Origin of the sequence: Xanthomonas sp. MLO165 (assembly GCF_018831305.1) — a bacterium.
GTDB classification, from domain to species: domain Bacteria; phylum Pseudomonadota; class Gammaproteobacteria; order Xanthomonadales; family Xanthomonadaceae; genus Xanthomonas; species Xanthomonas arboricola.
The window spans coordinates 4,327,427-4,353,022 of record NZ_CP029263.1; the positions used below are offsets into that span (position 1 = coordinate 4,327,427).

At 66.2% G+C, this 25,596-nt stretch carries 19 protein-coding genes; 8 read left to right on the forward strand and 11 right to left on the reverse strand.

The features are described from left to right. Positions 1 to 31: 31 nt before the first annotated feature. From DGN21_RS18175 to speA, 4 genes are all read right to left on the reverse strand, one after another. Positions 32 to 1,369 carry a glycosyltransferase gene (locus DGN21_RS18175; protein WP_184578159.1) on the reverse strand — a complete coding sequence of 446 codons (1,338 nt, stop codon included), beginning with the start codon at positions 1,367 to 1,369 and terminating at the stop codon, positions 32 to 34. Next, entirely contained in the window at positions 1,362 to 5,288 is a 3,927-nt protein-coding gene (locus tag DGN21_RS18180) for an amino acid adenylation domain-containing protein (RefSeq protein ID WP_252374716.1), read from the reverse strand. Before DGN21_RS18180 ends, DGN21_RS18175 begins: the two co-directional genes overlap by 8 nt. A gap of 307 nt (positions 5,289 to 5,595) precedes the next feature. Next, complete coding sequence (locus DGN21_RS18185; RefSeq protein WP_146094227.1) at positions 5,596 to 5,853, reverse strand: hypothetical protein; 258 nt, start codon at positions 5,851 to 5,853, stop codon at positions 5,596 to 5,598. A gap of 384 nt (positions 5,854 to 6,237) precedes the next feature. Next, positions 6,238 to 8,124, reverse strand: a complete 1,887-nt coding sequence (gene speA, locus DGN21_RS18190) for an arginine decarboxylase (protein WP_104593419.1) — start codon at positions 8,122 to 8,124, stop codon at positions 6,238 to 6,240. Positions 8,125 to 8,358: 234 nt separating this feature from the next. Here speA and speE point away from each other — a divergent pair, with 234 nt between their 5' ends. After that, entirely contained in the window at positions 8,359 to 9,216 is an 858-nt protein-coding gene (speE, locus tag DGN21_RS18195) for a polyamine aminopropyltransferase (protein WP_024939717.1), read from the forward strand. A 94-nt stretch (positions 9,217 to 9,310) separates the two neighbouring features. Here speE and DGN21_RS18200 read toward each other — a convergent pair whose 3' ends face one another. Next, on the reverse strand, positions 9,311 to 9,922 hold the full coding sequence (locus DGN21_RS18200; RefSeq protein WP_184551804.1) for a PH domain-containing protein: 612 nt from the start codon (positions 9,920 to 9,922) through the stop codon (positions 9,311 to 9,313). Between the two features lie 196 nt (positions 9,923 to 10,118). Beyond that, positions 10,119 to 10,928, reverse strand: coding sequence for an outer membrane beta-barrel protein (locus DGN21_RS18205; protein ID WP_184551805.1), 810 nt, complete (start codon positions 10,926 to 10,928; stop codon positions 10,119 to 10,121). A 564-nt stretch (positions 10,929 to 11,492) separates the two neighbouring features. Between DGN21_RS18205 and DGN21_RS18210 the strand changes: the two genes are divergently transcribed. After that, entirely contained in the window at positions 11,493 to 12,167 is a 675-nt protein-coding gene (locus tag DGN21_RS18210) for an RIO1 family regulatory kinase/ATPase (protein ID WP_046344826.1), read from the forward strand. 353 nt (positions 12,168 to 12,520) lie between these two features. On the opposite strand, the gene DGN21_RS18215 is transcribed toward DGN21_RS18210, so the two are convergent. Together DGN21_RS18215 and DGN21_RS18220 are read right to left on the reverse strand one after the other, a co-directional pair. After that, positions 12,521 to 14,503: a beta-N-acetylglucosaminidase domain-containing protein gene (locus tag DGN21_RS18215; protein ID WP_215825014.1), complete on the reverse strand. Its 1,983-nt coding sequence runs from the start codon at positions 14,501 to 14,503 to the stop codon at positions 12,521 to 12,523. A 452-nt stretch (positions 14,504 to 14,955) separates the two neighbouring features. After that, a complete protein-coding gene (locus DGN21_RS18220; RefSeq protein ID WP_016904463.1) occupies positions 14,956 to 15,294 on the reverse strand; it encodes a P-II family nitrogen regulator in 339 nt (112 codons plus the stop codon). A gap of 191 nt (positions 15,295 to 15,485) precedes the next feature. Here DGN21_RS18220 and DGN21_RS18225 point away from each other — a divergent pair, with 191 nt between their 5' ends. The 3 genes from DGN21_RS18225 (at position 15,486) to DGN21_RS18235 (ending at position 18,126) form a co-directional block, all read left to right on the forward strand. Then, complete coding sequence (locus DGN21_RS18225; protein WP_039816672.1) at positions 15,486 to 15,764, forward strand: accessory factor UbiK family protein; 279 nt, start codon at positions 15,486 to 15,488, stop codon at positions 15,762 to 15,764. A 15-nt stretch (positions 15,765 to 15,779) separates the two neighbouring features. Further along, positions 15,780 to 17,300 (forward strand): YifB family Mg chelatase-like AAA ATPase, encoded by a 1,521-nt coding sequence (locus tag DGN21_RS18230; RefSeq protein ID WP_104543574.1) that lies wholly within the window; start codon positions 15,780 to 15,782, stop codon positions 17,298 to 17,300. 316 nt (positions 17,301 to 17,616) lie between these two features. Next, positions 17,617 to 18,126 carry a lipocalin family protein gene (locus DGN21_RS18235; protein ID WP_202397356.1) on the forward strand — a complete coding sequence of 170 codons (510 nt, stop codon included), beginning with the start codon at positions 17,617 to 17,619 and terminating at the stop codon, positions 18,124 to 18,126. Between the two features lie 648 nt (positions 18,127 to 18,774). Here the strand turns inward: DGN21_RS18235 and DGN21_RS18240 are convergent. Continuing rightward, entirely contained in the window at positions 18,775 to 18,951 is a 177-nt protein-coding gene (locus DGN21_RS18240; protein WP_046344854.1) for a hypothetical protein, read from the reverse strand. 383 nt (positions 18,952 to 19,334) lie between these two features. Between DGN21_RS18240 and DGN21_RS18245 the strand changes: the two genes are divergently transcribed. Further along, complete coding sequence (locus DGN21_RS18245; RefSeq protein WP_102582067.1) at positions 19,335 to 20,894, forward strand: EAL domain-containing protein; 1,560 nt, start codon at positions 19,335 to 19,337, stop codon at positions 20,892 to 20,894. A gap of 315 nt (positions 20,895 to 21,209) precedes the next feature. On the opposite strand, the gene DGN21_RS18250 is transcribed toward DGN21_RS18245, so the two are convergent. Both DGN21_RS18250 and DGN21_RS18255 read right to left on the reverse strand, forming a co-directional pair. After that, positions 21,210 to 22,334 carry an acyl-CoA desaturase gene (locus tag DGN21_RS18250; protein WP_215825015.1) on the reverse strand — a complete coding sequence of 375 codons (1,125 nt, stop codon included), beginning with the start codon at positions 22,332 to 22,334 and terminating at the stop codon, positions 21,210 to 21,212. A gap of 9 nt (positions 22,335 to 22,343) precedes the next feature. Beyond that, positions 22,344 to 23,420, reverse strand: a complete 1,077-nt coding sequence (locus DGN21_RS18255; protein WP_184578150.1) for a ferredoxin reductase — start codon at positions 23,418 to 23,420, stop codon at positions 22,344 to 22,346. A 93-nt stretch (positions 23,421 to 23,513) separates the two neighbouring features. On the opposite strand from DGN21_RS18255, the gene fabR reads away from it, so the two are divergent. Both fabR and DGN21_RS18265 read left to right on the forward strand, forming a co-directional pair. Further along, positions 23,514 to 24,161, forward strand: coding sequence for an HTH-type transcriptional repressor FabR (gene fabR, locus DGN21_RS18260; RefSeq protein ID WP_016902665.1), 648 nt, complete (start codon positions 23,514 to 23,516; stop codon positions 24,159 to 24,161). A gap of 618 nt (positions 24,162 to 24,779) precedes the next feature. Then, complete coding sequence (locus DGN21_RS18265; RefSeq protein WP_104569590.1) at positions 24,780 to 25,592, forward strand: hypothetical protein; 813 nt, start codon at positions 24,780 to 24,782, stop codon at positions 25,590 to 25,592. Positions 25,593 to 25,596: the final 4 nt, after the last annotated feature.

Consider the following 25,596-nt stretch of genomic DNA (forward strand, 5'->3'; position numbering starts at 1 on the left):
CACAGCGTCAACCATCACGCATCGGCCTGTGTCACGCGACGGCCTGCTGCTCGATTCGCACGGCCGGCGCCACCGACAGCGCCGGTTGCAGCAATCCCCAGGCTTCCAGCTGCTCCACCGCACGGCCGATTCCGTCCTCCTCGCGGATGCGCTGCCCCAGCGCGCGCGCCGCTGCGCGCATGCTCGGCGCGCTGGCCTGGCCGATGGCATCGGCCAGGGTCTCCGGCTGCAGCCCGACCCGTGCGAGCGCCGGCGGGGCGACGCCGCGTTGGGCCAGGCAGTGCGCCCAGAACGGCTGGTCGTAGCCGAACGGCAGCACCACCGACGGAATCCCCGCAGCCAGCGCCGCACCGGTGGTGCCGGCACCGCCGTGATGCACCGCCACCGCCACCCGCGGAAACAGCCAATCGTGCGGTGCCTGCTCCAGCTGGAAGAAGCGCTCGGCATCGTCGGATGCGTCTTCCGCAGCCGCCAGCCCGCCCCAGCCGCTGGCCAGCAGCGCGCGTTGACCGGTCAGACGCACCGCCGCCTTGACGATGGCGGTGAGCTGGGCCGCATCGCTGCTGATCATGCTGCCGAAACCGATATACAGCGGCGGCGGGCCGGCCTGCAGAAACGCCTGCAGCGCGGCCGGTGGCTGCCACTGCGGCTGCGGCAACTGCCAGAAACCGCTGACCTGGGCCCGGTCCGGCCAGTCCGGCGGGCGTGGGCACAGATGCTCGCTGTAGCCATACACCACGCGCTGGGCGCTGCGATCGGGCCCGCTCCACGGATATGCCGGCAGCCCCAAGGCCGGGCGCACGATGCCGTTGAGCGCCGGGCGCATCAGCTGCCAGCCGGCAAAGCGCACCGCGTGATGCAGCGCCACGCTCACCAGCCCGGGCAGGCGTACGGTGGGCATGACCATCAACGGCACATGCCGCGAGGCGGTCAGCGGCTGCAATTGCGTGAACACCACCGGCAGGCCGTAGGCCTGGCCCAGGCTATGCGCCAGCAGGCTGGCGCTGCCGACGCCGAGAATCAGGCCGGCATCGGCACAGGCCGCGCGGCCCTGCTCGGCCCAGTCGCGCGCCCACTCCAGCAGCTGCGCACGCAAGGTGCCCCAGATGCCGCGCCAGCCACCGCGCATCTCGGCGACATCCGGATGGCCCTGCAGCAGTTTCTGGTGGTCGCCGCTGAGCGGGAAGAAGTCCAGCCCATTGGCGCGGATCAGCGCTTCGAAGTTGGCGCTGGTCAGCACCCGTACCGGATAACCGCGCGCCTGCAAGCCACGGCCCAGCGCGATGATCGGGCGCACATCGCCATGCGTGCCCAGGGTGGCGATCAGCACCGGGCGCCGGCGTCCCGCGTTGACGGAAGACTCAGGCATATTCGGCCACCCCGTCGCTGGCGGTGGCGATGCTGCCATCGCGTTGTGCGGCTTTCGTGGTGGCCGCGTGCAGCAGTGCGCTGAGCGTGGCCGCATGCGTGGACGACAGCATCGAGTGGTGGTCGCTGTCCAGCACATGCAGCTGCAGGTTGCGCACATACGGGCGCCAGGCCTGCGGCCGGTAATCCACCCACACCGTATCGTCGCCGCCGGAGGTCATGCGCACGCTCGCTTCGACGAACACCACATCCTGGTCCAGCGGCTTGGGACGATGACGCCGCGCCAGATGCAGGTGGTGCTGGGTCATGCCGCCCATGTCGTCCAGCAACGTGGGGCGTTGCTCGAGCAGCTGACGCACTGCGGGCAGGTCGTTCAAGCCGTAGTGATCGCACAGCAGGCTGGCCAGTTCGGCCACGGTGGTGGGCATCGGCTGGCCGGGTGCCAGATGCAGGCCCAGCGCATGCACCGATGCACGCACGTTTTCCGATTCCGGCAGCGACGCGGCCTGCTCCAGGTGCGGGTAGCTGTCGAGCATCGCCAGCAATTCGACTTCTTCGCCCAGCGCATGCAGTTCGGCAGTGATGGCATGCGCGATCAAGCCGCCCAGCGACCAGCCGATCAATCGGTACGGCCCCTGTGGCTGCACCGTGCGCAGCCGCGCCAAGTAATCGCGCGCGATCGCCTCGATGCTTTCCGGGCGATGCTGCGGGTCGCTCAAGCCCGGCGACTGCAAGGCATACACCGGCCACTGCGGATCCAGCTGACCGAGCAAGGTGAGATACGACCAGCCCAGGCCGACCACCGGGTGGATGCAGAACAGCGGCGGCGTACCCGGGGTGCCCGCACGCAGCGGCAACAGCACGCCGAGCGGGTCGTTCGGAGTCTGCGCGTTGCGCTTGATCACCTCGGCCAGGCCGGCGATCGTCGGCGCATGGAACAGGGTACCCAATGGCAGTTCGACACCGAACGTCTGCGGGAAGCGTGCTGCCATTTCTGCCGCGCGCAGCGAGTCGCCGCCGAGCTCGAAGAAGTTGTCTTCGACGCCTACCACTTCGATGCCCAGTACATCCTGCAGCATCGCGGCCAGCTGCTGTTCGAGCGCATCGCGCGGCGCCACATGCGCGCGCTGCGGCAGCGCACCTGGCGAGGGCAAGGCGCGGCGATCCAGCTTGCCATTGGGTGTCAGCGGCAGTGCCTGCAATGGCACCCACAAGGTGGGAATCATCGACGCCGGCAGGCGCTGCTGCAGATGGGCGCGCAACAGCTCGGGTGATGGCGTCGCGCCATGCTTGCCCACCACATACGCCAGCAACTGCAGTGTGTCGTGGTCGCCATCGCGATGACCGACCACCACCGCCTGCGCCACCTGCGAGTGGAGCAGCAAGGCGTTTTCGATTTCGGCCGGCTCCACGCGATGGCCGCGGATCTTCAATTGCGCATCGGCGCGGCCGATGAATTCCAGCATGCCGTCGCGGCGCTGACGCACGCGGTCGCCGGTGCGGTACATGTTGCTGCCGTCGTCGGCGAACGGGTCGCGCACAAAGCGCTCGCTGGTCAGCTGGCGCTTGCCGCGATAGCCCTTGGCCACGCCCGCGCCACCGATGTACAACTCACCGATCGCGCCGGTCGGCAGCGGTTGCCGCTGCGCATCGAGCACATAGACGCGGGTATTGAGCAGCGGCCTGCCGATCGGCGGGGCGGCAGCGTCGGTGAGCTGCAACGGCATGATGGTCGACCAGATCGTGGTTTCGGTCGGCCCATACAACTGGGTCAGGCGCCCGACCCGGCTCAGCAACTGGGTCGCCAGTTCCGGCACCAGGGCTTCGCCGCCGACCAGGGCGTGGATACGGTCCAGCGCCAGATCCTGATTGGCCAGCAGGATGCGCCACAGCGACGGGGTCGCCTGCACCATGCTGATCTGCTCCTGCGCGATCAGCCGCGACAGGCTGCGTGGATCGTGGGTGATGCCGGCCGGTGCGATGACCACGCGCGCACCCACCAGCAACGGCAGATACAGCTCCAGCCCGGCGATATCGAAGGTGATGGTGGTGACCGCCAGCACGCGGTCGCGCGGACGCAACGCAAGCTCATGCTCCATCGCATGCAGGAAATTGAACAGGTTGCGATGGCTGATTTCCACACCCTTGGGTGCGCCGGTCGAGCCGGAGGTGTACAGCACATAGGCCGTACCGTCCGGCGTGGCCAGCGGCGCGATTGCCGCCGGCAACACCGCCGGGCGCGGATCCAGCCAGACCATGCCGCCGAGCAGATAGCGCTCACACAACGCCGGCTCGCAGACCAGCGCGATGGCACCGGAATCGTTGAGCATCTGCCGGTTGCGTGCGGCCGGGCTTTCCGGGTCCAGCGGCAGATACGCCGCCCCGCTCCACATCACCGCCAGCAGGGCCACCAGCAATTGCTCGCTGCGCGGCAGCGCGATGGCGACCACGTCGCCAGGGCGGACACCATCGGCCACCCATTGCGCGGCGATGCGCGAGGCCAGTTCGCACAGCGTGGCGTAGTCCAGGGTGCGGTTGTCGTATTGCACCACCACTGCCGCCGGCATCAGCTCGGCACGCTGCAGCATGCCGTGCAGCAGCGTGGCCGGCTCCGGCAGCGCTGCGGCGGTGGCGTTCCAGGTCTGCAACAGGCGGCGGCGTTCCGCATCGCCCAGCACATCAATCTGGCCCAACGCGCATTCCGGATCGGCCAGCACCGCATCGGCCAGATGGGTCAGGCGGCGGCAGTGCTCGGCCAGCTCGTCGCTGTCGTACAGCGCCGGATTGGCATCCAGATCGAAGCGCAACGCGGCACCGTCGCCGCGCTCGTAGCAGAAGATGGTCAGATCGTCGGCCGGGCCGTTGGACAGGTTATGCGGCATCGCATAGGCCTGGCCAAAGCGCAGTGCGTAGTCAAAGGCTTCGATGTTCACTGCCAGGCGTGCGAACTTCTGATCGATCCCGAACATGCCCAGATCGCGGCGCACGTCCTCGAAGCGGTATTGCTGGTGGCGCAGCGCATGCCTGACCACCGAGGACACCTGCGCGAACAGCGCATGCACCGGCTGCTGCGGATCCATTTTCAGGCGCAGCGAAATCACATTGGCCACCAGGCCTGCGGTCTGCCGGTAGCGCGCATTGATGCGGCCGGTCACCGGCATGGCCAGCACCAGATCCTCGGCACCGGTGCAACGGTAGTAATACGCGGCGATCAGCGAAATCAGCATCTGCGGCAGGCTGGCGCCATAGTCCTTGCCGAGCGCGCGCAGCCGCACCACCTGCTGCGGCGAGAACTGTCCGGTGCCACGCAACAAGCCGGTCGACAGGTGATTGCCCGGACGCGCCAGGGTCGCCGGCGGCGGCAGGTCGGCCAGCTGCTGCATCCAGTAGCTGCGGTCGCGCTGAAAACGATCGGACTCGCGATACTGCTGTTCCAGCTCGATCAGCGACAGCGCGCTGCCGTACTGTGCAGGCTCCGGCTCGATGTTTTCTGCGTAGGCGTTATACAGCACCGCCATGCGCTGCATCATGATCGAGGCGCAATAGCCATCCATCACCAGATGGCTGACGCATTGCACCCACATATGGTGGTCTTCGCCAAGGCGAAACACCGCGCAATGCCATAACGGCCCGTTCTGCAGATCTTCCGGCTTGCGGATTTCTTCGTCGACCCAATGCTCGGCGGCGTTGCGCGGGGAAGGATCTTCGCTGACGTTGAAATACGGAATCGCGGCGGTGTATTCGGGCAGGACCACCTGATGCGGCACGCCGTCGTGCTCGGCGATGCATAGCCGCAGCGTGTCGAATTCGCGCGTCAGCTGCATGCTGGCGCGGATCAGCAGCTGCGGATCCAGCGGGCCAAACATTTCCAGGGCTTCGGACAACATCAAGGTGTTGTCGGTATGCAACTTGCTGGCCACCCACAGGCCGCGTTGCGCTTTGGTCAGGGGAAACACCGGAGAGTCGTCAGTGTGCATTGCGTGCATCCTTCTTGTGTGGCGCGCAGTCGCCCGGTGCGCCATGTCCGCAATGCGGTCAGTGGGACGCCGGATCAGCACCTGGCCTTGAGAACGTGAGGTAAGAGACACCGACGACCGCCAACGCATGCCGGCGATATACGATGGAAACGCACAATGGGAACGCACCACGAAGCGACGTGCAGCGTCGCTACCACGACGTGCAACGACATTGCTAAAAGCACTTGTTTCCCGACAAGTTAAACAAACACTAACAATTAGCCACCGCGATAAACCGTGCAAAAATCACGAAATCCGCGTCGCCTGCGAAAATTTTTTGCCGAAGTGTGATTTCAACTAATGTTCTGGATGCATACGTCCACAGCGCGCGTTTTTGCGGCGGTTGCGCGCTACCGAACCGACGGCCATGCATCGCACCGCAGCCGGTGAAGGCTTTTTTCCGGGAATTTTGCATGGCTTGCGCCGCGCCCATGGCCGCATGCACTAAGACCATTGTGTGCAACGGCATTGACGTTATTGCATTACCGGCGCAACCACTTCGCAAAATACAGTGATTTTTTGCAATGCCGTCTGCAACCGTGCGGTCACGCCACGGTTACTTGATTGTCATTGCCATGCTGAGGCAATCACGTATGCACAGCTGTTGCTGGTGATTGCCTGGCCCTGGCTGGGCCGATGGCGTTGATCGTGGCACGCCGTCGTTGCAGGCAATGCCTTACCGGGCTCGGCCAGGGCGCGTAGAAACCATGGCGTCCGGCGATGGCACCAGATAATGAACATGAGTTACGCCACATTACGGCCGCGCAGCGATGCTGCGGGCCGTCGCGTCAATGCAGTGCGCGCCAGGGTGAAAACAGCATGGCGCGCCACGGCCCCCGCAGCGCGCAGTGCCTCAGCCCAACGGTTCGTCGGACAGATAGGTGTAACCGGTCAACCCTGCTTCCAGCGCATCGCTCAATTCCTGTGCGCGCTCGGGCGACAGCTGCGCGGCGGCGATGCGATCGGCATAGGTCGCACGCAGCGTGTCAAGCCGATAGCCCACGTAGTCCAGCATCACATCGGTGGTATCGCCGCGGCGCTGCTGCGCGATGCGATAGCCATCGCCGTCCACGGCCACTTCCACCGCATCGGTATCGCCGAACAGGTTATGGATATCGCCCAGGATTTCCTGGTAGGCACCGACCAGGAAGAAGCCGATGCGATAACTCTCGCCCGGATTCAGCGTGTGCAGCGGCATCGAGCTGTCCAGGCTTTCGTTCTCGACGTAGGTCTTGACCATGCCGTCCGAGTCGCAGGTCATGTCGGCGATGATGCCGCGCCGCTGCGGCGCTTCGTTCAAGCGCTCGATCGGCACGATCGGGAACACCTGGTCGATCGCCCACACATCCGGAATCGACTCGAACACACTGAAGTTGACGAAGTACTTGTCCACCAGCCGCTCGTTGAGCTCGTCCAGCACCGGGCGATGGCTCTTCTCGTCGAAGCTCAGGCGTGCACGCACGCCATGCGCAATCGCATAGAACAGGTCGTCGATACGCGCGCGGTGGGTCAGGTCGATCTGGCCCAGTGCATACGCACTCAAGCCTTCGGCATGGAAGTGCTGCGCCTCCTGGAACAGTTCCACCGCCGGGCGCACATCGAGCTCGTCATGGATCTCGCGCAGGTGGCGGATCGCTGCCGGCTCGTCGTCGTGTGCGTCCGGCACGCGACCTTCCGGCGCCTGCTCCACTTCGGACACATTGGCGATCAGCACCGCATGGTGGGCGGTCATCGCGCGGCCGCATTCGGTGACGATGCGCGGCGGGGTCAGGCCGTGCTCTTCGCAGGCGCTGGCCAGCGGCTGCACGATGTTGCTGGCGTAGGAATGCAGGCCGTAGTTGATCGAGCAATAGCTGCGCGAGCGCGTGCCTTCGTAATCGATGCCCAGGCCGCCGCCGACGTCCACATGGCTGATCCTGGCGCCCAGCCGCGACAGCTCCACGAAGTAGCGCGTGGCCTCGCGCATGCCGTTGGCGATGTCGCGCACATTGGAGATCTGCGAGCCCATGTGGAAATGCAGCAGCTGCAGGCTGTCGGCGTACTCGGTGTCGCGCAGGGTCTTCCACAGGTCCAGCACCTGCCGTGGCGACAGCCCGAACTTGGCCTTGTCGCCACCGCTGTTCTGCCACTTGCCCGCGCCAAGCGAGGCCAGGCGCATGCGCACGCCCAGACCCGGCTTGACGTCCAGCGCGCGCGCCTCCTCCAGCACCAGCTTCAGCTCGGAGGGCTTTTCGATGACGATGAAGGTCTGCAGGCCGAGCTTGCGACCGATCAGCGCCAGGCGGATGTATTCGCGGTCCTTGTAGCCATTGCAGACGATCAGCCCGCCCGGACGCGACAGCGCCAGCACCGCCATCAGCTCCGGCTTGCTGCCCGCTTCCAGGCCGAAGCCGTCGCCGTGGTGGCTGGCCAGCGTGCCGGCCACGCCGCGATGCTGGTTGACCTTGATCGGGTAGACGGCCGTGTAGCCGCCGGCGTAGTCCCATTCGGATTGCGCCTGCGCGAACGCCGCCTGCAGCTTGCCCAGGCGCTGGCCCAGGATGTCCGGGAAACGCACCAGCAGCGGCAGCTTGGCGCCAGCTGCGCGCGCGGCGTCCACCACCTCGGGCAACGACACCGACGGACCGTCGCTGGTCGGCGTGACCACCACATGTCCGGCGTCGTTCACATCGAAATACCCGTCGGCCCAATGCGGGATCGAATAGGTCTTGCGGGCTTGGTCGAGGGACCAATCGCTCATTTCGCTGACTCGGCTGGGGCAAAAAGGGCGTGAAGTGTAACGCCTGGCACGCGCAGGGTCCGTTACAATCCGCGCCGACTTCACGCCCTGCTCCTGATTGGAGCGGGGTTGGCGGGGGTTCGGGATGGCCGCCAGCAGCTTGCCTGTGCGCGGCTGCGCCCGACCCTCATCCGGCGCTTCGCGCCACCTTCTCCCAAGTGGGAGAAGGAACAGCCCCATCTTTCAGGACCTTGCATGAGCGCCAACGACAACTGGTACATCGAACATTTCCAGCCGACCGGCTCGGCGATCGGCTTCCGCATCAGCGGCAAGCTGGACGAGGTGCAGTCCCCGTTCCAGAAGATCGAGATCTACCAGACCACCGACTGGGGCAAGCTGATGCTGATCGACGGCGCGGTGATGCTGACCAGCCGCGACAATTTCTTCTATCACGAGATGATCAGCCATCCGGCGCTGTTCACCCACGCCGCGCCCAAGCGCGTGGTGATCATCGGCGGCGGCGACTGCGGCACCCTGCGCGAGGTGCTCAAGCACCCGGGCGTGGAAAGCGCCACCCAGTGCGACATCGACGAGCAGGTCACCCGCATGTCGGAGAAGTATTTTCCCGAGCTGTGCGATTCCAACCACGATGCGCGCGCCGAGCTGCTGTTCGACGACGGCGTGGCCTACATGGCCAACTGCCCGGCCGGCAGCGTGGACATCGTGATCGTCGATTCCACCGACCCGGTCGGCCCGGCCGAGGGCCTGTTCAACAAGGCCTTCTATGAGAGCTGCTTCAAGGCATTGAAGGACGACGGCATCCTGGTGCAGCAGTCCGAATCGCCACTGGCGCTGCTCGAGCTGATCAAGGAAATGCGTACCGAAATGGGCAAGGCCGGCTTCCAGTCGTTCAAGACCCTGCCGTTCCCGCAGCCGTGCTACCCGACCGGCTGGTGGAGCGTGACCATGGCCAGCAAGCAGGCCAACGCCGATTTCGCCTTCCGCCAGGACGCTGCGCAGGCCAAGGGCTTCGAGACGCTGTACTACACCGCCCACCTGCATACCGGCGTGCTGGTCGCACCGCCGTTCGTGGCCAAGGCACTGGGCGAGTAAGCACGGCTCACGCACCGTAGCGCGCCGCCAGCGGATGCGGGCGGCGCGCCAGTAATCACGGCCAGGCCGTGACCAGGCAACCGTGCAGAGCACGCTACAACCGCGCCAGCACCTCGGCTTTCTTGGCTTCGAACTCTTCCTGGGTCACCAGTCCCGCATCCAGCAGTTGCTTGAGCTTGCTCAGCACCTGGATCGGATCGTCCGCGGCCGCTGCCGTGCTCTGCGGTGACGAGGACGCGCTGCCCTGCGCGGTGGGTGCGTGCACCACCACGCCACCTGCCGATGCGCGCAACTTGTCGAACTCCAGCTGCTGGCGCTTTTCGTAGGCCGATTCCTCCACCTGCTGCGCATAGGCGTAGACCCGCCGGGCCTGCTTCTTGGGCAGGCTGTCGATGGACAGGTAGCCGCCTTGCGTGGTGCGGCACATGATCGTCGCTCCCAGCATCTGCTCGCTCATGTGCACGTCGAGCACCTCGCGCCAGGGGACATCGCGAAACGTCATCCCGAACAGCGTGGGGTGCACCACGATGAATCTGCGAGTGGTCAGCACCACCGCGGCCGGCGACAGGTTCACCATCATTTTCTTCTGCACTGCGATGTACTCGACCTGCTCGTCCCGCGTCAGCAGCTCGTTCACCTTGGGCAGGATCTTGCCCACGGCCACCGGGTCCTGTTCGTCGGTCAGGAATTGCGTAAAGACCTCCATACCTTCCTCGTCGTGATCGCCTGCGCCGCAGCGTTGTCTTGTATGACACCACATCCGTGCCTTCGTGGTCCCGATCAGCGTTCCGACCAAGCGTGCGCAGTACCGGATCACTGAGCGCTTCATACAGCCCCAACGGTAACAAGGCGGATGTCGCCATCCGCCTTGCTGTGTGCACAACGCTGTTTTTATCGCCGACTCAGAAGCGGATTTCGGCGCCGACGCTCAGCACTTCGGCACGATTGATGGTGATGTCTTCGTAGTCGTCGTAGTACTCGTCGGCGTACAGGTAGTTGGTATAGAGGGCGCTCAGACTGAAATGCTTGCCGATATCCACACCGAGGCCCGCACCCAGATATGCGCCGTAGACACGCTCGGTGTAATCCTCGCCTTTTGCCTCGCCGCCCCAATAGCCCGCGCGTACCAAGGCGAACACGGGGGTATTGCCGAAGTTGAAGCGCGCCGTTGCGCCGATGCTGCCGAAGTCCACTGTCGGAATGACGACAAAGCCATCCGCATCCTTCGAACCGTCGACCTTTCCGGTGGCCACTTCAATGCCCACCAGCGTGACCGGACCAGCACGCCAGCGGTAACCGACGTTGAAACCTGCCATGTCCTGCTTGTTGCCCTCGAACACCTTGGCGTCGCCGGCCTGCGCGCCCAAGAACATGCCGCTCTTGAGGCGCGGCTCTTGTTGGCGTGGTGCAGGCGCAACGTAGGCAGGCGCCGTTGCGGGCGGTGCCGCCACTGCAGGCGTCTGTGCCGTCACCGTGGTGAATCCGCCGGTTTCGTCGGCTGCACTGGCTTGCACTGCCGTCTGTCCTGCGGCGGTACCGTCCTGCGACGGGCCGGACGGTGGCGCTGCCGGTGCGGTGGCCCCCTGGGTGCCAGCCTGCTGCTTTTGCTGTTGCCGATAGGTGTCCCAGCCACGCGACAACGACTGTGCGGCCGCGTCGGAAACGCAGCCCAGCGCCGTGCAGGCCAACAGCCATGTTGCGGTCCTTTTCATTGCATTCCCCAATGAGTCGTCCTCCATCGTCCCCGCATCCATGCGCACGCAGGCGTGACCTGGCGGCGTCCGGAAGTGGCGCAGTTGCTGTCCCATTCGGGGGCTTTCCCAGCATCACCGGATCGTGCGCGTACTCGGCTTCAGGCATCGTCCGCGTGGACGTGCCGATCCTGACGTGTGATGCAGCCCCCTGACCGCAGCCGGCACAGTGAATCGAGTCTCAGCAGCTGTCAAGAAGGGCTGTGATCGCTGACCATCGGTGCGCACAGTGCGCGGCCAGCCCGCCCCGAGAAGCGCTCCTGCCGACGGGTACGACATGCGCTTCGCTCCACGCACGCCCGCTGCAGGCAGCGCGTCGTATGGACATATCGACAAGATTGACTGCAGCTGACGCGGCAAGCTATTGATTCTTCGGGCCGTTCCACTTCCGGAACATTTCATTTGTTAAACAAATGTAATTTCAGTACTCGCAAGTTCTAAAATTCACCGGACCGATCCCCCGCGATCATCGTGAACCTGCCAGACGCGTGATTCCTCCGCGCCGCCAAGGTCCGGAGACTTGCCATGCATTACCAGCCGCTGGACACCTCCAGCCTGCAAATCGTCACGCCCGTGCTGCTCAAGCAGGGCACCCGGCTGCTCGAGCCCAACGTCTATCGCACGCATCTGGATGGGCAGCTGGCGGTGGTCAAGGACTACAGCCGCTACCGCCGTACGCTGCTGGCGCCGATCGCGCGGCTGATGGTGCGGCACGAGGCCAAGATGCTGGCCCGCCTGCACGGCTGGCGGCACGCGCCGGCCCTGCTCGGCACGCTGGGCGGGCTGGCGTTGGGCATGGAGTTCATCCCCGGCGACACCCTCAGCGCCAGTGCGGTGGTCGGCCAGGAAGTGTTCCAACAATTGCAGCAGGCGCTGCGCCGCCTGCACGCCGTCGGCATCACCCACAACGATCTGCACGGCACCAATGTGGTGATCAGTGCCGGCGTGCCGGTGCTGATCGATTTCACCTCGGCCTGGCGCTTCCCGCGCTGGTTGCGGCGCGGCACGCTGGCGCGGCAACTGCAGCGCAGCGACCTGGCCAATTTCCAGAAGATGCGCCAGCGCCTGGCCGGGATCGCGCCGACCGCCGACGAGGCCGCACGCAGCGCCGAGCCGCGCTGGGTACGCACCATCCGCGGCAGCTGGAAGCGGCTGTATCGGCACCTCAAGCGCGATGCGCAGCCAACCAGTGCCGACTGAAACCCGCTGACCGGCAGGCCACGGCCACCCGCCGCCAATGCAGCGCGCGCCGGGCGCGATGCCTGGCCGGTGACATGCAACCGCGCCCTGCATCCAGCACCGGCACCAGCGCAACAACGTATATCGATCTGCGTCCCGCGTGCTGATCCGGCGACGCGGGCCACTCCCACCGGGCTGCAAGCCTGGCCATCCCGATGCCACGCCAACAGTGCGCCGATCTTCCTGGCGAGCAAGCGCCAGGCGGTGCGCAACGGCGCGGGAGGAATCGCCGGGGACAGGGGTATACGCCGACGCAGCGCACCGGCGGCGCCCTCCAGGCGGCTAGCCGGTCGTCCGGTCGCCGCCCCGGCTCCTCACTGCGCGCTTGCCGCTTCGCCTGCCGACGGCGCGCGGTAGGCGATCAGTTGCGGCGCGTCGGCGACGAAGCGGTCCAGCACGCCATCGGCGATCTTGACCGGGCCACCGAAGCGCGTGGCGCCGGGGATCGAGGGGATCGCCGCGGCTTCGGCGGCGATCCGCTTGGCATCGGCAAACGCAACTGCTGCCTGCGCGTCACCGCGATTGGCGGCATCCAGCCCGGCTGCGGTCTGCTGCAGCGCGCGGCCCCAGCCTTCCATCGCCTCCAGCCAGGGGCGCGATTGTTCCGCAAAGCCCTTGTCGGCCACACCGGCACGAATGCTCTGCGGCGCGGCCGCGAACGCATCGGCCGTGCGCGCCAGCTCGGCGATGGCCTGGCTGCGCGCTGCCGCATCGCCGAGCGCGATCGCCTCGCGCACATGGTCGAGCACCCCCTTCAGCCGCGGCGCCTGTTCCTGCCACGGCTGGCTGCCGAAGGTCGGCGCCAGATGCTGGGTATCGAAGAAGGTCAGCAGCGCAGCGGTCACCTGCGCGTCGCCACCGGCCAGGTCGCGTGCGGCGGCATGCCAGGTGCGCTGGGCGTCGTAGCCGGTGTCGTTCCAGGCGAAGGCGGTCAGCCCCATCACCGCGACCCGGCTGGGCACTTCCTGATTCATCGGGTTGGAGACGATGCCGGACAACTCCGCCGACAGGCCGGCCTCGCGCCGCGCGTACGGCGCCATCAGCAGGCGCCCGGCCGAGGTTTCGAAATCGTTGACCGGGTAGTTGTCCCACAGCAGCGTCTTGCGGCCGAACGCCTTGGTGGCCGCGCGTGCATCGGGAATGGAAATGGCCGGCGGCACCACGTCGGTGCCGGTCCACTGCACCACGATCTTCGGGTCCAGATGCTTGCGCAGCGCTTCCTTGTACGGGCTTTCCTTGGCGTCGTAATACTCGGTCGGCACCATGATCAGCTCCGAGGCTGCATCGTGGCGGGCGACCAGATCGGCCTGCACCAGGTTGAGCAGATGCGACTGCGCGATACCGGCCGCCTGCGCGCCGGACGCGCCGAAGGTGGTCTTGTCGCGCTCGCAGTTCCACTTGGTGTATTCGATATCGTCCAGCGCCACGTAGAAGCTGCGGACGCCCAGCGCACGGAAGGCATCGAACTTGCGCAGCAGCGCCTTGGCATCGGCCGGATCGGAGAAGCACACCGACGGCCCCGGCGAGATCGCATAGACGAAGTCGACATGGTTGCGCCTGGCGGTGGCCGCCAGCTTGCCCAGCGCCTTCAGCGTCGCGGCCGGATATGCCTCGCGCCAGCGATCGCGCGCGTACGGGTCGTCCTTGGGGCTGTAGATGAAGGTATTGGCCTTGCTGCGGGCGAGAAACGCGATGTGCTTGCTGCGGTCGGCCATCGACCATGGCGCGCCGTAGAAACCTTCGATGGTGCCGCGGATCGGCATCGCCGGATGATCCTGGATCGCCAGGGTCGGAATGGCCGGGCGCTCGACCAGCTGGCGCAGCGTCTGCGCCGCATGGAACAGCCCGTCGTTGTCATGACCGGCCAGCGTGATCAGGCTGCCGGTGCCGAGCGCCACGCTGGCGAGCGTATAGCCCTCCTTGTGGGTGTCCTGTACCGCCTTGCTGCGGGTCAGCGCATCGCGCACCACTGCCGCCTCACCGGTGCCGAGCACGATGTGCGGGCGGTCGAGCGTGGCTGGCAGACGCGCCGCGGTGGCGATCTTGGTGACGCCGGCCGCACCGAGGATGCGGCGTACCAGCGCGACCGATTCCGGATCCGCACCCGGCGCCGCCACCAGCACCACTGACTGACCCAGCGTGACGGTGCCGCCCTGCAGCGTGATCGAAACCGGCGTGGGGAAGATCGCCGGCTGGGTGACCGGCTGTGCCAGCGCGGGGACGGTTGCCGCTGCCAGGCCCGCTGCCAGCCAGAGCGAGAGCGGGCGCAAGCCCGACTTCCTATCGCGTCGCTTCATCCCCGAACTCCGGTATTGAAATGGTATTAGGCCCTAGAGTAGGCAAGTCGTCGCGTGGCGACAAGCGGGCCCGGCCTCACGACATTTCTTGAGAGCAGAAGGGCGGGCTGCGTGACGGCACAACGTTGAGGCCGCTGCTGGCCTCAGGCGCCGGATTTGATCTGCGGTATTGAAATGGTATGAGCACACGCGTGGGCGTGTTACCGCTCGGGTCATGTCGCGGGCCAACTGCCCCGGATGAGGTTGCGCACGGAGCACCGTCTCGCAGACGCGTCGGCCATCGATGCCAGATGCCGCCTACCCACGGCGAACGGTGACCCACGACGCAGTGGTGGACACCGTGGCGCTGTGTCGCGGCAATCGGGCGATGACGGGTGCGGTATCTCAGCAATCGGCCAATCGCCTGAGTACCAACGGCGCAGCAGCGGCCAAAGGCGCTGCCCGCTGACGCCTTACAGCGCGTCGCTGTCCAGCTCGCCGGTGCGGATGCGCACCACGCTGCCCAGGTCGTAGACGAACACCTTGCCGTCGCCGATCTTGCCGGTCCCGGCCGCGGTCACGATGGCTTCGACCACGCGCTCGGCCTGGTCGTCGGTCACCGCCACTTCGATCTTCACCTTGGGCAGGAAATCGACCACGTATTCGGCACCGCGATACAGCTCGGTGTGCCCCTTCTGGCGCCCGAAGCCCTTGACCTCGGTGACCGTGATGCCTGCCACCCCGCAGCCGGCGAGCGCTTCGCGCACATCGTCGAGCTTGAACGGTTTGACGATGGCCATGATCATTTTCATCGGTGCAGATCCAGCGGCATGACAGGGCGCGCAGCATACCGTGGACGGCCGTAACACTCACCCCGTGGCGCGCGGCCGTCACCGCGGCCGACAGTCGAATGGGACTATCCTTACCGCCTGCCGACTGCCTTGCCGATGTCCCGCGTGTCCCGGCCTGCACTAGGCTTCCTACGGACCTGCGGAGAACACCCATGATCGATTTCAACCAGCTCGACGACCTCGCCCGCCGCCTCAGCGACCTGGTGCCGCCGGGCCTGCGCCAATCGCGCGAAGAACTGCAGAGCACCTTCAAGGGCGCGCTGCAGGCCGGCCTGGGCAAGCTGGATCTGGTCACCCGCGAAGAGTTCGACGTGCAGCGCGCGGTGCTGCTGCGCACGCGCGAAAAACTCGACGCGCTGGAGCAAGCCGTGGCCGCGCTGGAAGCCCGCGCACCCGCGACGCCGCCCACAGCGCCACCTGCCGCTCCCTGATCGGGGCCGTCCACCATGAGTCTGGCGCTGGTGCACAGCCGTGCCCGCGTGGGGGTGCATGCACCTGAGGTCCGGGTGGAGGTGCATCTCTCCGGCGGGCTTCCCTCCACCCAGATCGTGGGCCTGCCCGAGGCTGCGGTACGCGAATCGCGCGAACGCGTGCGTGCGGCGCTGCTGTGCGCACAATTCGAATTTCCCGCCCGGCGCATCACCATCAACCTGGCCCCGGCCGACTTACCGAAGGAAGGCGGCCGCTTCGACCTGCCGATCGCCCTCGGCATCCTGGCCGCCAGCGGGCAGATCGATCGTCAAACCCTTGCCGACTACGAGTTTCTCGGCGAGCTGGCGCTGACCGGCGAATTGCGCGGCGTCGATGGCGTGCTGCCGGCCGCCCTGGCTGCCGCGCAGGCCGGGCGACGGCTGATCGTGCCGCTAGTCAATGGTGCCGAAGCGGCTGTCGCCGGGCACGTCGAGGCCTTCACCGCGCGTACGCTGCTGGAAGTCTGCGCCGCGCTCAACGGCAGCCAACGGGCGCCCGCTGCCGAAGTAGCGGTTCCGGCGCTCGGCGCGCGCGCGCTGCCCGACATGGCCGATGTGCGCGGCCAGCCGCACGCGCGTCGCGCGCTGGAGATCGCCGCTGCCGGTGGTCACCATTTATTGCTGGTCGGCAGCCCTGGCTGCGGCAAGACCCTGCTCGCCTCGCGCCTGCCCGGCCTGTTGCCGGAATCCAGCGAGGCCGAGGCACTGGAAACCGCTGCCATTACCTCGGTCAGCGGCCGCGGGCTGGATCTTGCGCGCTGGCGGCAGCGGCCCTACCGGGCTCCGCACCATACCGCCAGCGCGGTCGCATTGGTCGGGGGCGGCACGCATCCGCGCCCGGGCGAGATCTCGCTGGCCCACAACGGCGTGCTGTTTCTGGACGAATTGCCCGAATGGCAACGGCAGACGCTGGAAGTGTTGCGCGAGCCCCTGGAATCCGGCCTGGTGACGATCTCGCGCGCCGCGCGCAGCGTGGATTTCCCGGCACGCTTCCAGCTGGTTGCTGCCATGAACCCATGCCCGTGCGGATGGGCCGGCGATGGCAGCGGGCGCTGCCGCTGCAGCAGCGACAGCATCCGCCGCTATCGCAGCCGCATCTCCGGCCCGTTGCTGGACCGGATCGACCTGCATGTCGAAGTGCCGCGACTGCCCCCGCAGGCCTTGCGCAGCGGCGATCCCGGCGAAGACAGCGCCAGCATGCGTGCCCGCGTGGTCGCCGCACGCCAACGGCAACTCGCGCGTGCCGGCGCACCCAACGCTCACCTGGATCAGGCACAGACCGATGACCACTGCCGCCTGGAAGGCGACGATCAGGTGCTGCTGGAACGCGCCATCGAACACCTGCAGCTCTCCGCACGCTCGATGCATCGCATCCTGCGCGTGGCCCGCACCATTGCCGATCTCGACGACAGTGCGGCCATTGCCACCCGGCATCTGACCGAGGCCATTGGTTACCGCAAACTGGATCGCGCCATCGGCACGGCGAGCGCGGCGTAGCAGCGCGCGCCATCGGCACGGCGAGCGCGGCGTAGCAGCGCCGATCCAAACGCCTCAACGTGGTGGCAGTGGTCCACCGTACGACGATGCCGCGCAGTTTCGTTAGGATGCTAAGGAATTCCAGACGGCAATGCGATCGATCGCTGTCTCCATCGAAGGGTTATCTGCTGCCGGTTCGTCGGCAGGGCGCGTACGCGTGCTTCCATCCGGCGGCACAGCATCCGCCGATACGTCCACACGCTCTCTCCAGCGTCGCAACATCCATTTCATGGCGATGCACGTACAACGTCCGCCTTCCCATTGCGCAGAGGCCGTCATGAGCCGACTTCCCGACCTAGTCACCGTCCCGTCCCTGGATCTGAATCGTTATCTGGGCACCTGGTACGAAATCGCACGGCTGCCGATTCGCTTCGAGGATGCCGATTGCACCGATGTGTCGGCGCACTATTCGTTGCAGGACGATGGCACTGTGCGGGTGCAGAACCGCTGCCTGACCGCCGAGGGCGAGCTGGAAGAAGCGATCGGGCAGGCGCGCGCCATCGACGACAGCAATGCACGACTGGAGGTCACCTTCCTGCCCGAAGGCCTGCGCTGGATTCCGTTCACCAAAGGCGATTACTGGGTGATGCGCATCGATGCGGACTACACCGCCGCGCTGGTCGGCGGACCCGACCGCAAGTACCTGTGGCTGCTGGCAAGGCTGCCGCAACTGGACGAAAACACCACCCAGGCCTATCTGGCGCATGCGCGCGAGCAGGGCTTCGATCTGGCCCCGCTGATCCACACCCCGCACACCGGGCGACTGACGGAGCAGCCACTTCTCTGACAGCTACGCCAAGCTGACAAAGCAGCCTTCAACTTCCTCGCTAGGGCACGCACCACGGGCCAGCGAATGTCTTATGTCTTTGGGGATCGGGGTTGCGGTTAGCTCGACTGTAGAGCCAGGCCAATTCGAGAGCGGCTGATCTGCGGATTGGCTGCAGGGTCGTTGCCCGCCTACCATCGCGGGACACGCCGCAAGTACGTCCCTGTAGGCTCTTACGCGGCATCCATGCCGCGTAAGGTCCCGCGACGGTAGGCAGGCAAGGACCAGTGGAGATGGTCGGTGCGCGCGGGCAAGCAAGGCAAGACATCGGGTGTTCGGATCACGGTGTATGCCACCGGCTTCCCATCCCAAGCCGCGCGGCAGACAGGTTTTCAACGCGCAACTGACAAACGTCTCCTCTGCCCGCCACAAGCTCAGGAACACGCTTTCGAGAAAGCAGCCGACCAACTCGCTAGTGCGGGACCCCCGCCGGTTGCGAGACCCTTGGCGGCATCAATGCCGCCAAGGAGCCTACACGGACGGATTCACGGCGTGTCCCGCAAGCGGTGAGGGCGCCGCACCCTCGACCTACCCCCTCGCCTAGCACCCTCGACCTACCCCCCTCGCCTATCTGATATTGGACGACTGGCGACCGGACTGCAGCCCGACTCAACCGTCGAGCGCACCCAGATCCTTGGCCGCAGCCTGCGCGCCTTCCAGGCTGTCGAAGGCGACGCCGGTGTCGCCGACCACGTACTTGGTCAGTTCGCCATCGCGGGTGGTTTCCTGCATCTTGAAGATCGGCACCGCATCGGTGCCGCCGACGCGTTCTTTCTGCGTTGTCATGGTAATTCCTCCAGGGAGAGTGCCTTGCACGGGGCCGGGTGGCGCCGTGGCTCCCGCTTGGGAGCACAGACACTTCGACCCTAGCGCGCCGCCTGGTGCAGGCGCGTGAATCCGTTGACGAGGCCGATTGCCACACCTGCCGGCATCGTCGTTTGCAGAAAATCACGTCTGCTTCGCTCCGCGGACGCGCGCAACCCGCGCGTCTGTCGTACATTCGCGACGTGCAGCCTCATCAGTCCACCGTCACTGTCTCCAGCGTCCTCGCGCGGCACGTCCGCGTGCGGCGCCGGCATGCTGCGCCAGTGGCGGGGCGATACGCGTCAGCGTCGCTCTGCACGGGCTGTCGTGCGTGAGCACCCCTCCACGCAGATGTGGGTGGTGAGGTGAAGCGTCAACGCATCATCAGTCTGACCGTGCTGCTGGTATTGCTGGGCGCAATGCTTCCGATCAGCCTGTCCTACTATCTGGCATGGCGGCTGGCGCTGGACCGCGAGGAGAGCAAACTCGCGCAGCTCGCGGCGCTGTCGATCCGGCGCACCGACACTGCCTTCGACGAGGCCCATGGCGCGCTCCTGAGTATGGGCGCATCGCAACTGCCGCCCTGCTCGCAGTCGCATCTGGCGCAGATGCGCGCACTGGTACTGGCCAGTCACTACATCGTCGAACTCGGCTACATGCAGCAGGGCCGGTTGCGCTGTACCTCATGGGGGCCATCGCCGCAGGCGGTTGCGCACACCGCTGCCGACTTCGTGGTCAAGCGTGGCATTGCGGTCACCACGCGGCTGCGTCCGCTGGCCAATCCGCAACACCCGCTGATGGCCCTGCAACTGCGCGACTACAACGTCCTGATCAATCCGACCACGCTGACCGACATCAATCTGCCGCCCGGCCTGCAGTTGGCGATCGGCACGCCGGACGGACAGATACTGAGCAGTACCGGCACTGCCGCCGAGCGGCTGCTGATCGCAGCGCCGACCGATGCATCCGGCACCGGCGCAGATGCCCAGGTGTTGTCCGGCCGCGACCGCCGCGGCGACTGGGCCGCGGTCGTCACCGAGCCGGCGGCCTATCTACGGGGGCCGCTGGCAGCCGCACGGCTGCAGGTGGTGCCGGTCGGCATTGCGCTGGCGCTGCTGTTGGTCAGCCTGGTGATCTGGGTGTCGCGGCGGCGGTTGTCGCCGCTGGCACGGCTGGAAATCGCCGTCCAGCGCAACGAGTTCGTCGTGCATTACCAGCCGATCATCGCGCTCGACACCGGCGCCTGCGTCGGTGCCGAGGCGCTGGTACGCTGGCAGCAACCCGATGGCGTGCTGATCCCGCCCGATGCCTTTATCCCGCTGGCCGAAGAAAGCGGCTTGATCCTGCCGATCACCGACCTGGTGGTGGCCGAAGTCATCCGCGACCTCGGCCCCACCCTGGCGGCTGACCCCTCCCTGCACGTGGCCATCAATGTCTCTGCCGAGGACATCAAGAGCGGCCGTGTGCAGACCGTGCTTGCCCAGGCGCTGCATGGCACTAGTGTGGACAGCGGGCAGTTGTGGGTGGAGGCGACCGAACGCAGCCTGATGGACATCGAAGCGGCACGCACCACCATCACCCATTTGCGCGGTGCCGGCCACACGGTGTCGATCGACGACTTCGGCACCGGGTACTCGAGCCTGCAGTACCTGCAGGGATTGCCGCTGGATGCGCTGAAGATCGACAAGTCGTTCGTGGATACCATCGGCACCCATTCGGCCACCAGCGCGGTGACCTCGCACATCATCGACATGGCCAAGACGCTGCAGTTACGCACCATTGCCGAAGGCGTGGAACGGCAGGAGCAGCTGGACTATCTGCGCGCGCACGGCGTGGATCTGGCGCAGGGCTGGCTGTTCTCGCGCGCGCTGCCGGCTACCGGCTTCATCGCCTACCACGCACTAATGCGCGGCGCTGCGCACTGACCGGCGCCGGGACGGCGCCCTGCACTGACCTGGACCGTCAGGACGCGCAATCGACCAACAGCCACGGCGATCCGGGCACCGCAATAAACGGTATGCGCGCACGGCATGCTCGAATCGCAGCGCAGGTGCTGATCTCACCCGCACGCAAGCTCAAATTGCCCGAACGCGTGTTGCCCGAGCTGGCGCTACCGCTTTGCGTCCACCCCTGCCGCAAGCACCGATGCCGAGCCCCCGGCAAGGCGCAATCTCGTGTGGCGATCCGGCAGGGACTGACTGCACCCCAAAAAAAAGGGCCGCCAATGGCGGCCCTTTCGATCAGGCGCCCTGCAAGGCGCCTTCGCGTTGGCGGCGTACCGGCTTGGGCCGGCTCGGGAACGCGTGCCGCACGATCCGCCACATCACCTGGCCGAACTGACGCGGCAGCGAGCCGGTGTTGTAGTGCTGGCCGTAGCGCGCACAGACCTGCTTCACCTCGACCGCAATCTGCGCGTAGCGATTGGCCGGCAGGTCCGGGTAGAAGTGATGCTCGATCTGGTGGCTCAGGTTGCCCGACAGCACGTTCATCAGCTTGCCGCCGGTGAGGTTCGAGGAACCCCGCAGCTGACGCAGATACCAGTGGCCGCGCGACTCGTTGCGGATCGACTCCTTCGGGAACACTTCCGCATCGGCGGTGAAGTGGCCGCAGAAGATGATCACGAAGGTCCAGATGCTGCGCAGCACGTTGGCAGCCAGGTTGCCCAGCAGCACGGTCAGGAAGAACGGGCCGGCCAGCAACGGGAACACGATGTAGTCCTTGAGCATCTGGCGGCCCATCTTACGGCCGACCGGCAGGAACGAGGCGCGCAATTCGGCCGCCTTCATCTTGCCGGCGAACCAGCGGCCCAGGCGCAGGTCCTGGATGGCCACGCCCCATTCGAACAGCAGCGCAAAGAACACCGCCACGAACGGCTGCAGCAGGTAGAACGGACGCCAGCGCTGCTCGGGGAAGATGCGCAGCAGGCCGTAGCCGATGTCGTCGTCCATGCCGCGCACATTGGTGTAGGTGTGGTGCTTGAAGTTGTGCGTCTTGCGCCAGTTGTCGCCGGTGGCAACGATGTCCCACTCGTAGGTGTTGCCGTTGAGCTGCGGGTCGCCCATCCAGTCGTACTGGCCATGCATGACGTTGTGGCCCAGCTCCATGTTCTCCAGGATCTTGGACAGGGTCAGCAGCACCACGCCGGCGATCCACGCCGGGATCAGCACGCTGTGCACGAACGCACCCAGGAACAGCAGCGCGCGACCGGCCACGCCGGTCCAGCGCACCGCCGCCACGATGCGGCGGATGTAACGCGCATCGGCAGCGCCAACCTGGCTCTGCACGCGGGCGCGGATGGCATCGAGCTCGTCGCCGAAGGACTGCAGTTCGGCAGCGGACAGGGCGCGGTTATGGACTCGGCTCATGAAGATTCCTTACAGATCCAGGATCAGGTCAGTGCTCGGGGCACTGATGCACAGGCGGACCTGTGCGGTGGGTTCGTTGCTGCGCTCACCGGTCAACAGGTGGCGCGTGGTGCCGGACTGGCGCGCGCAGGCGCAGCTGTTGCAGATGCCCATGCGGCAGCCGTACTTCGGGCGCAAGCCTTGTGCTTCCAGTCCTTCCAGCAGCGACCGGCCGCGCGGCAGGCTGAGCGTACGGCCACTGCGTGACAGCTGGACCTGCACGTCACCGGTTTCGCCGTCTTCCAGCGTCGGCACACTGAAGGCTTCGGCCTGGAACGCGGCCACGCGGCCCTGCAGGCGTGCACGCGCCGCCTGCACGAAACCGCCCGGCCCGCAGACCATGACGTGACGGCTGGAGAGATCGGCGATCTGCTCCAACGGATAGGTATCGATGCGCGCCGCCGGCGTAGCGCCTTCGCGGGTGGTCAGCAGCCGTACGCGCAAGCGCGGATGGGCGGCCGCCATCGCCTCGAATTCGTCGACGAAGCAGGCTTCGTCGCGCTGGCGCACCCAGTACAGCAGGTCCACGTCCATCGGCATGCCGGCCTGCGCGGCGGCCTGCAGCAGCGCGCGCATCGGGGTGATGCCCGAGCCGGCCGCCAGCAGCAACAGCGGCGTCGGGGTGGTCGGCAGCAGCATGTCGCCGAAGGCCGGATCCAGCGACACCACCGTCCCGATCGGCGCAGCGCCGGCCAGGTAGCGGCTGACCAGCCCGCCCTCGATCGCCTTGACGGTGATCGCCAGGCGGCCATCGGCCAGCACGGTCGGGCTATAGCTGCGCAGCAGGCGGCGGCCGTCGATCTCCACGCCCAGGCTCACGTGCTGGCCGGCCTGCAGGCCCTGCCAGTGGCCATTGGGCCGCAGCACCAGGGTCACCGCGTCGCGGCTGGCGGCCGTGCGCGCGACCAGGCGGGCCATCGGCCGTTCCAGCGTCCACAGCGGGTTGAGCCGGGTCGCCCAGAAGTCGAACAGCTGCGGCGACACCAGCCGGCGCGCCAGACGCGTCGGCAATGGGGACTTGGACTTGGGAGGAGATGCCAGGTTCATGGATTGCACTATACGCATGCATGCACAGCCGTGTATACAGTTGTATATCAATCAGAGGAGCTATGATTCAGGCCCACGCCTAGCTGCTGCCTCATGACCTCCATCGCCCTGCCTTCCCAAGACGCGCCGCCGTCACGCAAGCCGGCGATTTCACGCGAGGACCTGATCGCCGCGGCGCTGTCGCTGATCGGACCGCATCGCAGCCTGTCCACGCTGAGCCTGCGCGAGGTGGCACGCGAAGCCGGCATCGCGCCGAACAGCTTCTATCGCCAGTTCCGCGACATGGACGAGCTGGCGGTGGCCTTGATCGATCTGGCCGGGCGTTCGTTGCGCACCATCATCGGCCAGGCCCGCCAGCGCGCCACCTCCACCGACCGCAGCGTCATCCGCGTGTCGGTCGAAGCCTTCATGGAGCAGCTGCGCGCCGACGACAAGTTGCTGCATGTGCTGCTGCGCGAAGGCGCGGTGGGCTCGGATGCATTCAAGCAGGCGGTGGAGCGCGAGCTCAGCTATTTCGAAGACGAGCTGCGGGTGGACCTGATCCGCCTGGCCGCCGCCGACAACGCCAAGCTGCATGCACCGGCGCTGGTGTCCAAGGCGATCACCCGGCTGGTGTTTGCGATGGGCGCGGTGGCGATGGACTCGCCGCCGGAAAAAGATCCCGAGCTAATCGAACAGATCTCGCAGATGTTGCGCATGATCTTGACCGGCGCACGTACCTTGGGCACGCACGGCGGGTGAGCGTGGTTTGACGTTGGAAGCGGCGTGCCTGCCCTGCTTTCATCGATGACGCTTGATCGTTGAGCGCTGCAGCCAGGCTGGCTGCGGATGGATTGCATCGCACGTCTGCAATGTCATCGCGTCAATGACCTTGTGGTCATGCTGGCGTCGTCCACCTGCGTTGCCGCGTCGAGCATCGTTCAAGCGCCCGTGCATCGACATGGCCGCAGGTACTGCGTTTCGCACAGCCAGCCAGAAATATCGATCGCTGAAACATCTGTAGTGCCTGCTTTCGAAGGCATTTCGATGACCTGCAGGGCAATACGGCCGCATCTTCTGAAGGCCACCGCTTTGTGGAAATACGCTTGGCGTTATCGGCTGACGTCTTGATACAGATTATCCGTACACACCAACCACGTAAGGCCATTCGATAAATCAATACACCTGCGGTGCAAGCTTGCTTGAGCGCGATATTGCAGGCTGGCGTCAGCGACCTCATCCATACCGACAGATGCACAGTTCAGTCTTGTCGCGACGGCACTCACGTCCAAGCACACGCGTTTCACTCCTCGCTGGCCAAGGTGGCGCCACGTTCGCGATCTGCTCGACAGACGCACCTACAGCCACCCCGGAGACGACATGAGCAACCACGATATCCCTCTCGACAAGCAGGAACGCAAGGCCGAAGCACAGGATTTGAATCGTGATCCGATCTCCGGCGCACCCGGTTCGCATCCGGTAGGCGTGGGTGTGGGCGGCGTTGCAGGCGGCGCTGCCGCAGGCGCGCTGGCCGGTACGGTGTTCGGCCCGCTGGGCACCCTGATCGGCGCTGCGGTGGGCGTGGTGGCCGGCGCCGCAGCCGGCAAGGGCGTGGCCGAGCGCCTGGACCCGACAGTGGAAACCGAATACTGGCGCCAGGAATATCAGAACCGTCCTTACTACAAGGAAGGCACCGATTACGATCGCGATTACGCCACCGTGTACGGCTTCGGCCTGCAGGCGCGTGAAACGCGCCCAACCAGCACCTGGGAAGAAACCGAAGCGACCCTGGCCGGCGAGTGGCCGCGCAATCGCGGGGAATCGCGGCTGGAATGGGAAGAAGCGCGCCTTGCTGCGCGTGATGCCTGGGAGCGCGCCGATCGCACCCATAGCGTCTATCGCGAGGGCGACACGCATTACGAAGGCCGCTTCGACAGCGCGAGCTATCGCGATGCCGAGTATTCCTATGACGATTATCGTCCGGCCTATCGTTATGGCATGCAGGCGCGTCAGCAACACGCCGGCCGCCAGTGGGACGACCATCTGGAACGCGACCTGGGCGACGGCTGGGACCGGTTCAAGTCCAACTCGCGCCTGAGCTGGGAAAAGGCCAAGCACGCAGTGCGCGAAGCCTTCGATTCCGAGCATCACGGTGATGCGGCACGTCGCAACCCGACCGACCCGCGCGTCTAAGCTC

Coding starts and splice junctions, on each gene's coding strand:
- DGN21_RS18210 (WP_046344826.1), top strand. CDS start 11,493: ATGCATTACCAGCCGCTGGACACCTCCAGCCTGCAAATCGTCACGCCC.
- DGN21_RS18250 (WP_215825015.1), bottom strand. CDS start 22,334: ATGAGCCGAGTCCATAACCGCGCCCTGTCCGCTGCCGAACTGCAGTCC.
- speE (WP_024939717.1), top strand. CDS start 8,359: ATGAGCGCCAACGACAACTGGTACATCGAACATTTCCAGCCGACCGGC.
- DGN21_RS18185 (WP_146094227.1), bottom strand. CDS start 5,853: ATGCCGTTGCACACAATGGTCTTAGTGCATGCGGCCATGGGCGCGGCG.
- DGN21_RS18220 (WP_016904463.1), bottom strand. CDS start 15,294: ATGAAAATGATCATGGCCATCGTCAAACCGTTCAAGCTCGACGATGTG.
- DGN21_RS18240 (WP_046344854.1), bottom strand. CDS start 18,951: ATGACAACGCAGAAAGAACGCGTCGGCGGCACCGATGCGGTGCCGATC.
- DGN21_RS18215 (WP_215825014.1), bottom strand. CDS start 14,503: ATGAAGCGACGCGATAGGAAGTCGGGCTTGCGCCCGCTCTCGCTCTGG.
- DGN21_RS18255 (WP_184578150.1), bottom strand. CDS start 23,420: ATGAACCTGGCATCTCCTCCCAAGTCCAAGTCCCCATTGCCGACGCGT.
- DGN21_RS18230 (WP_104543574.1), top strand. CDS start 15,780: ATGAGTCTGGCGCTGGTGCACAGCCGTGCCCGCGTGGGGGTGCATGCA.
- DGN21_RS18175 (WP_184578159.1), bottom strand. CDS start 1,369: ATGCCTGAGTCTTCCGTCAACGCGGGACGCCGGCGCCCGGTGCTGATC.
- DGN21_RS18200 (WP_184551804.1), bottom strand. CDS start 9,922: ATGGAGGTCTTTACGCAATTCCTGACCGACGAACAGGACCCGGTGGCC.
- DGN21_RS18205 (WP_184551805.1), bottom strand. CDS start 10,928: ATGAAAAGGACCGCAACATGGCTGTTGGCCTGCACGGCGCTGGGCTGC.
- DGN21_RS18265 (WP_104569590.1), top strand. CDS start 24,780: ATGAGCAACCACGATATCCCTCTCGACAAGCAGGAACGCAAGGCCGAA.
- speA (WP_104593419.1), bottom strand. CDS start 8,124: ATGAGCGATTGGTCCCTCGACCAAGCCCGCAAGACCTATTCGATCCCG.
- DGN21_RS18225 (WP_039816672.1), top strand. CDS start 15,486: ATGATCGATTTCAACCAGCTCGACGACCTCGCCCGCCGCCTCAGCGAC.
- DGN21_RS18235 (WP_202397356.1), top strand. CDS start 17,617: ATGAGCCGACTTCCCGACCTAGTCACCGTCCCGTCCCTGGATCTGAAT.
- fabR (WP_016902665.1), top strand. CDS start 23,514: ATGACCTCCATCGCCCTGCCTTCCCAAGACGCGCCGCCGTCACGCAAG.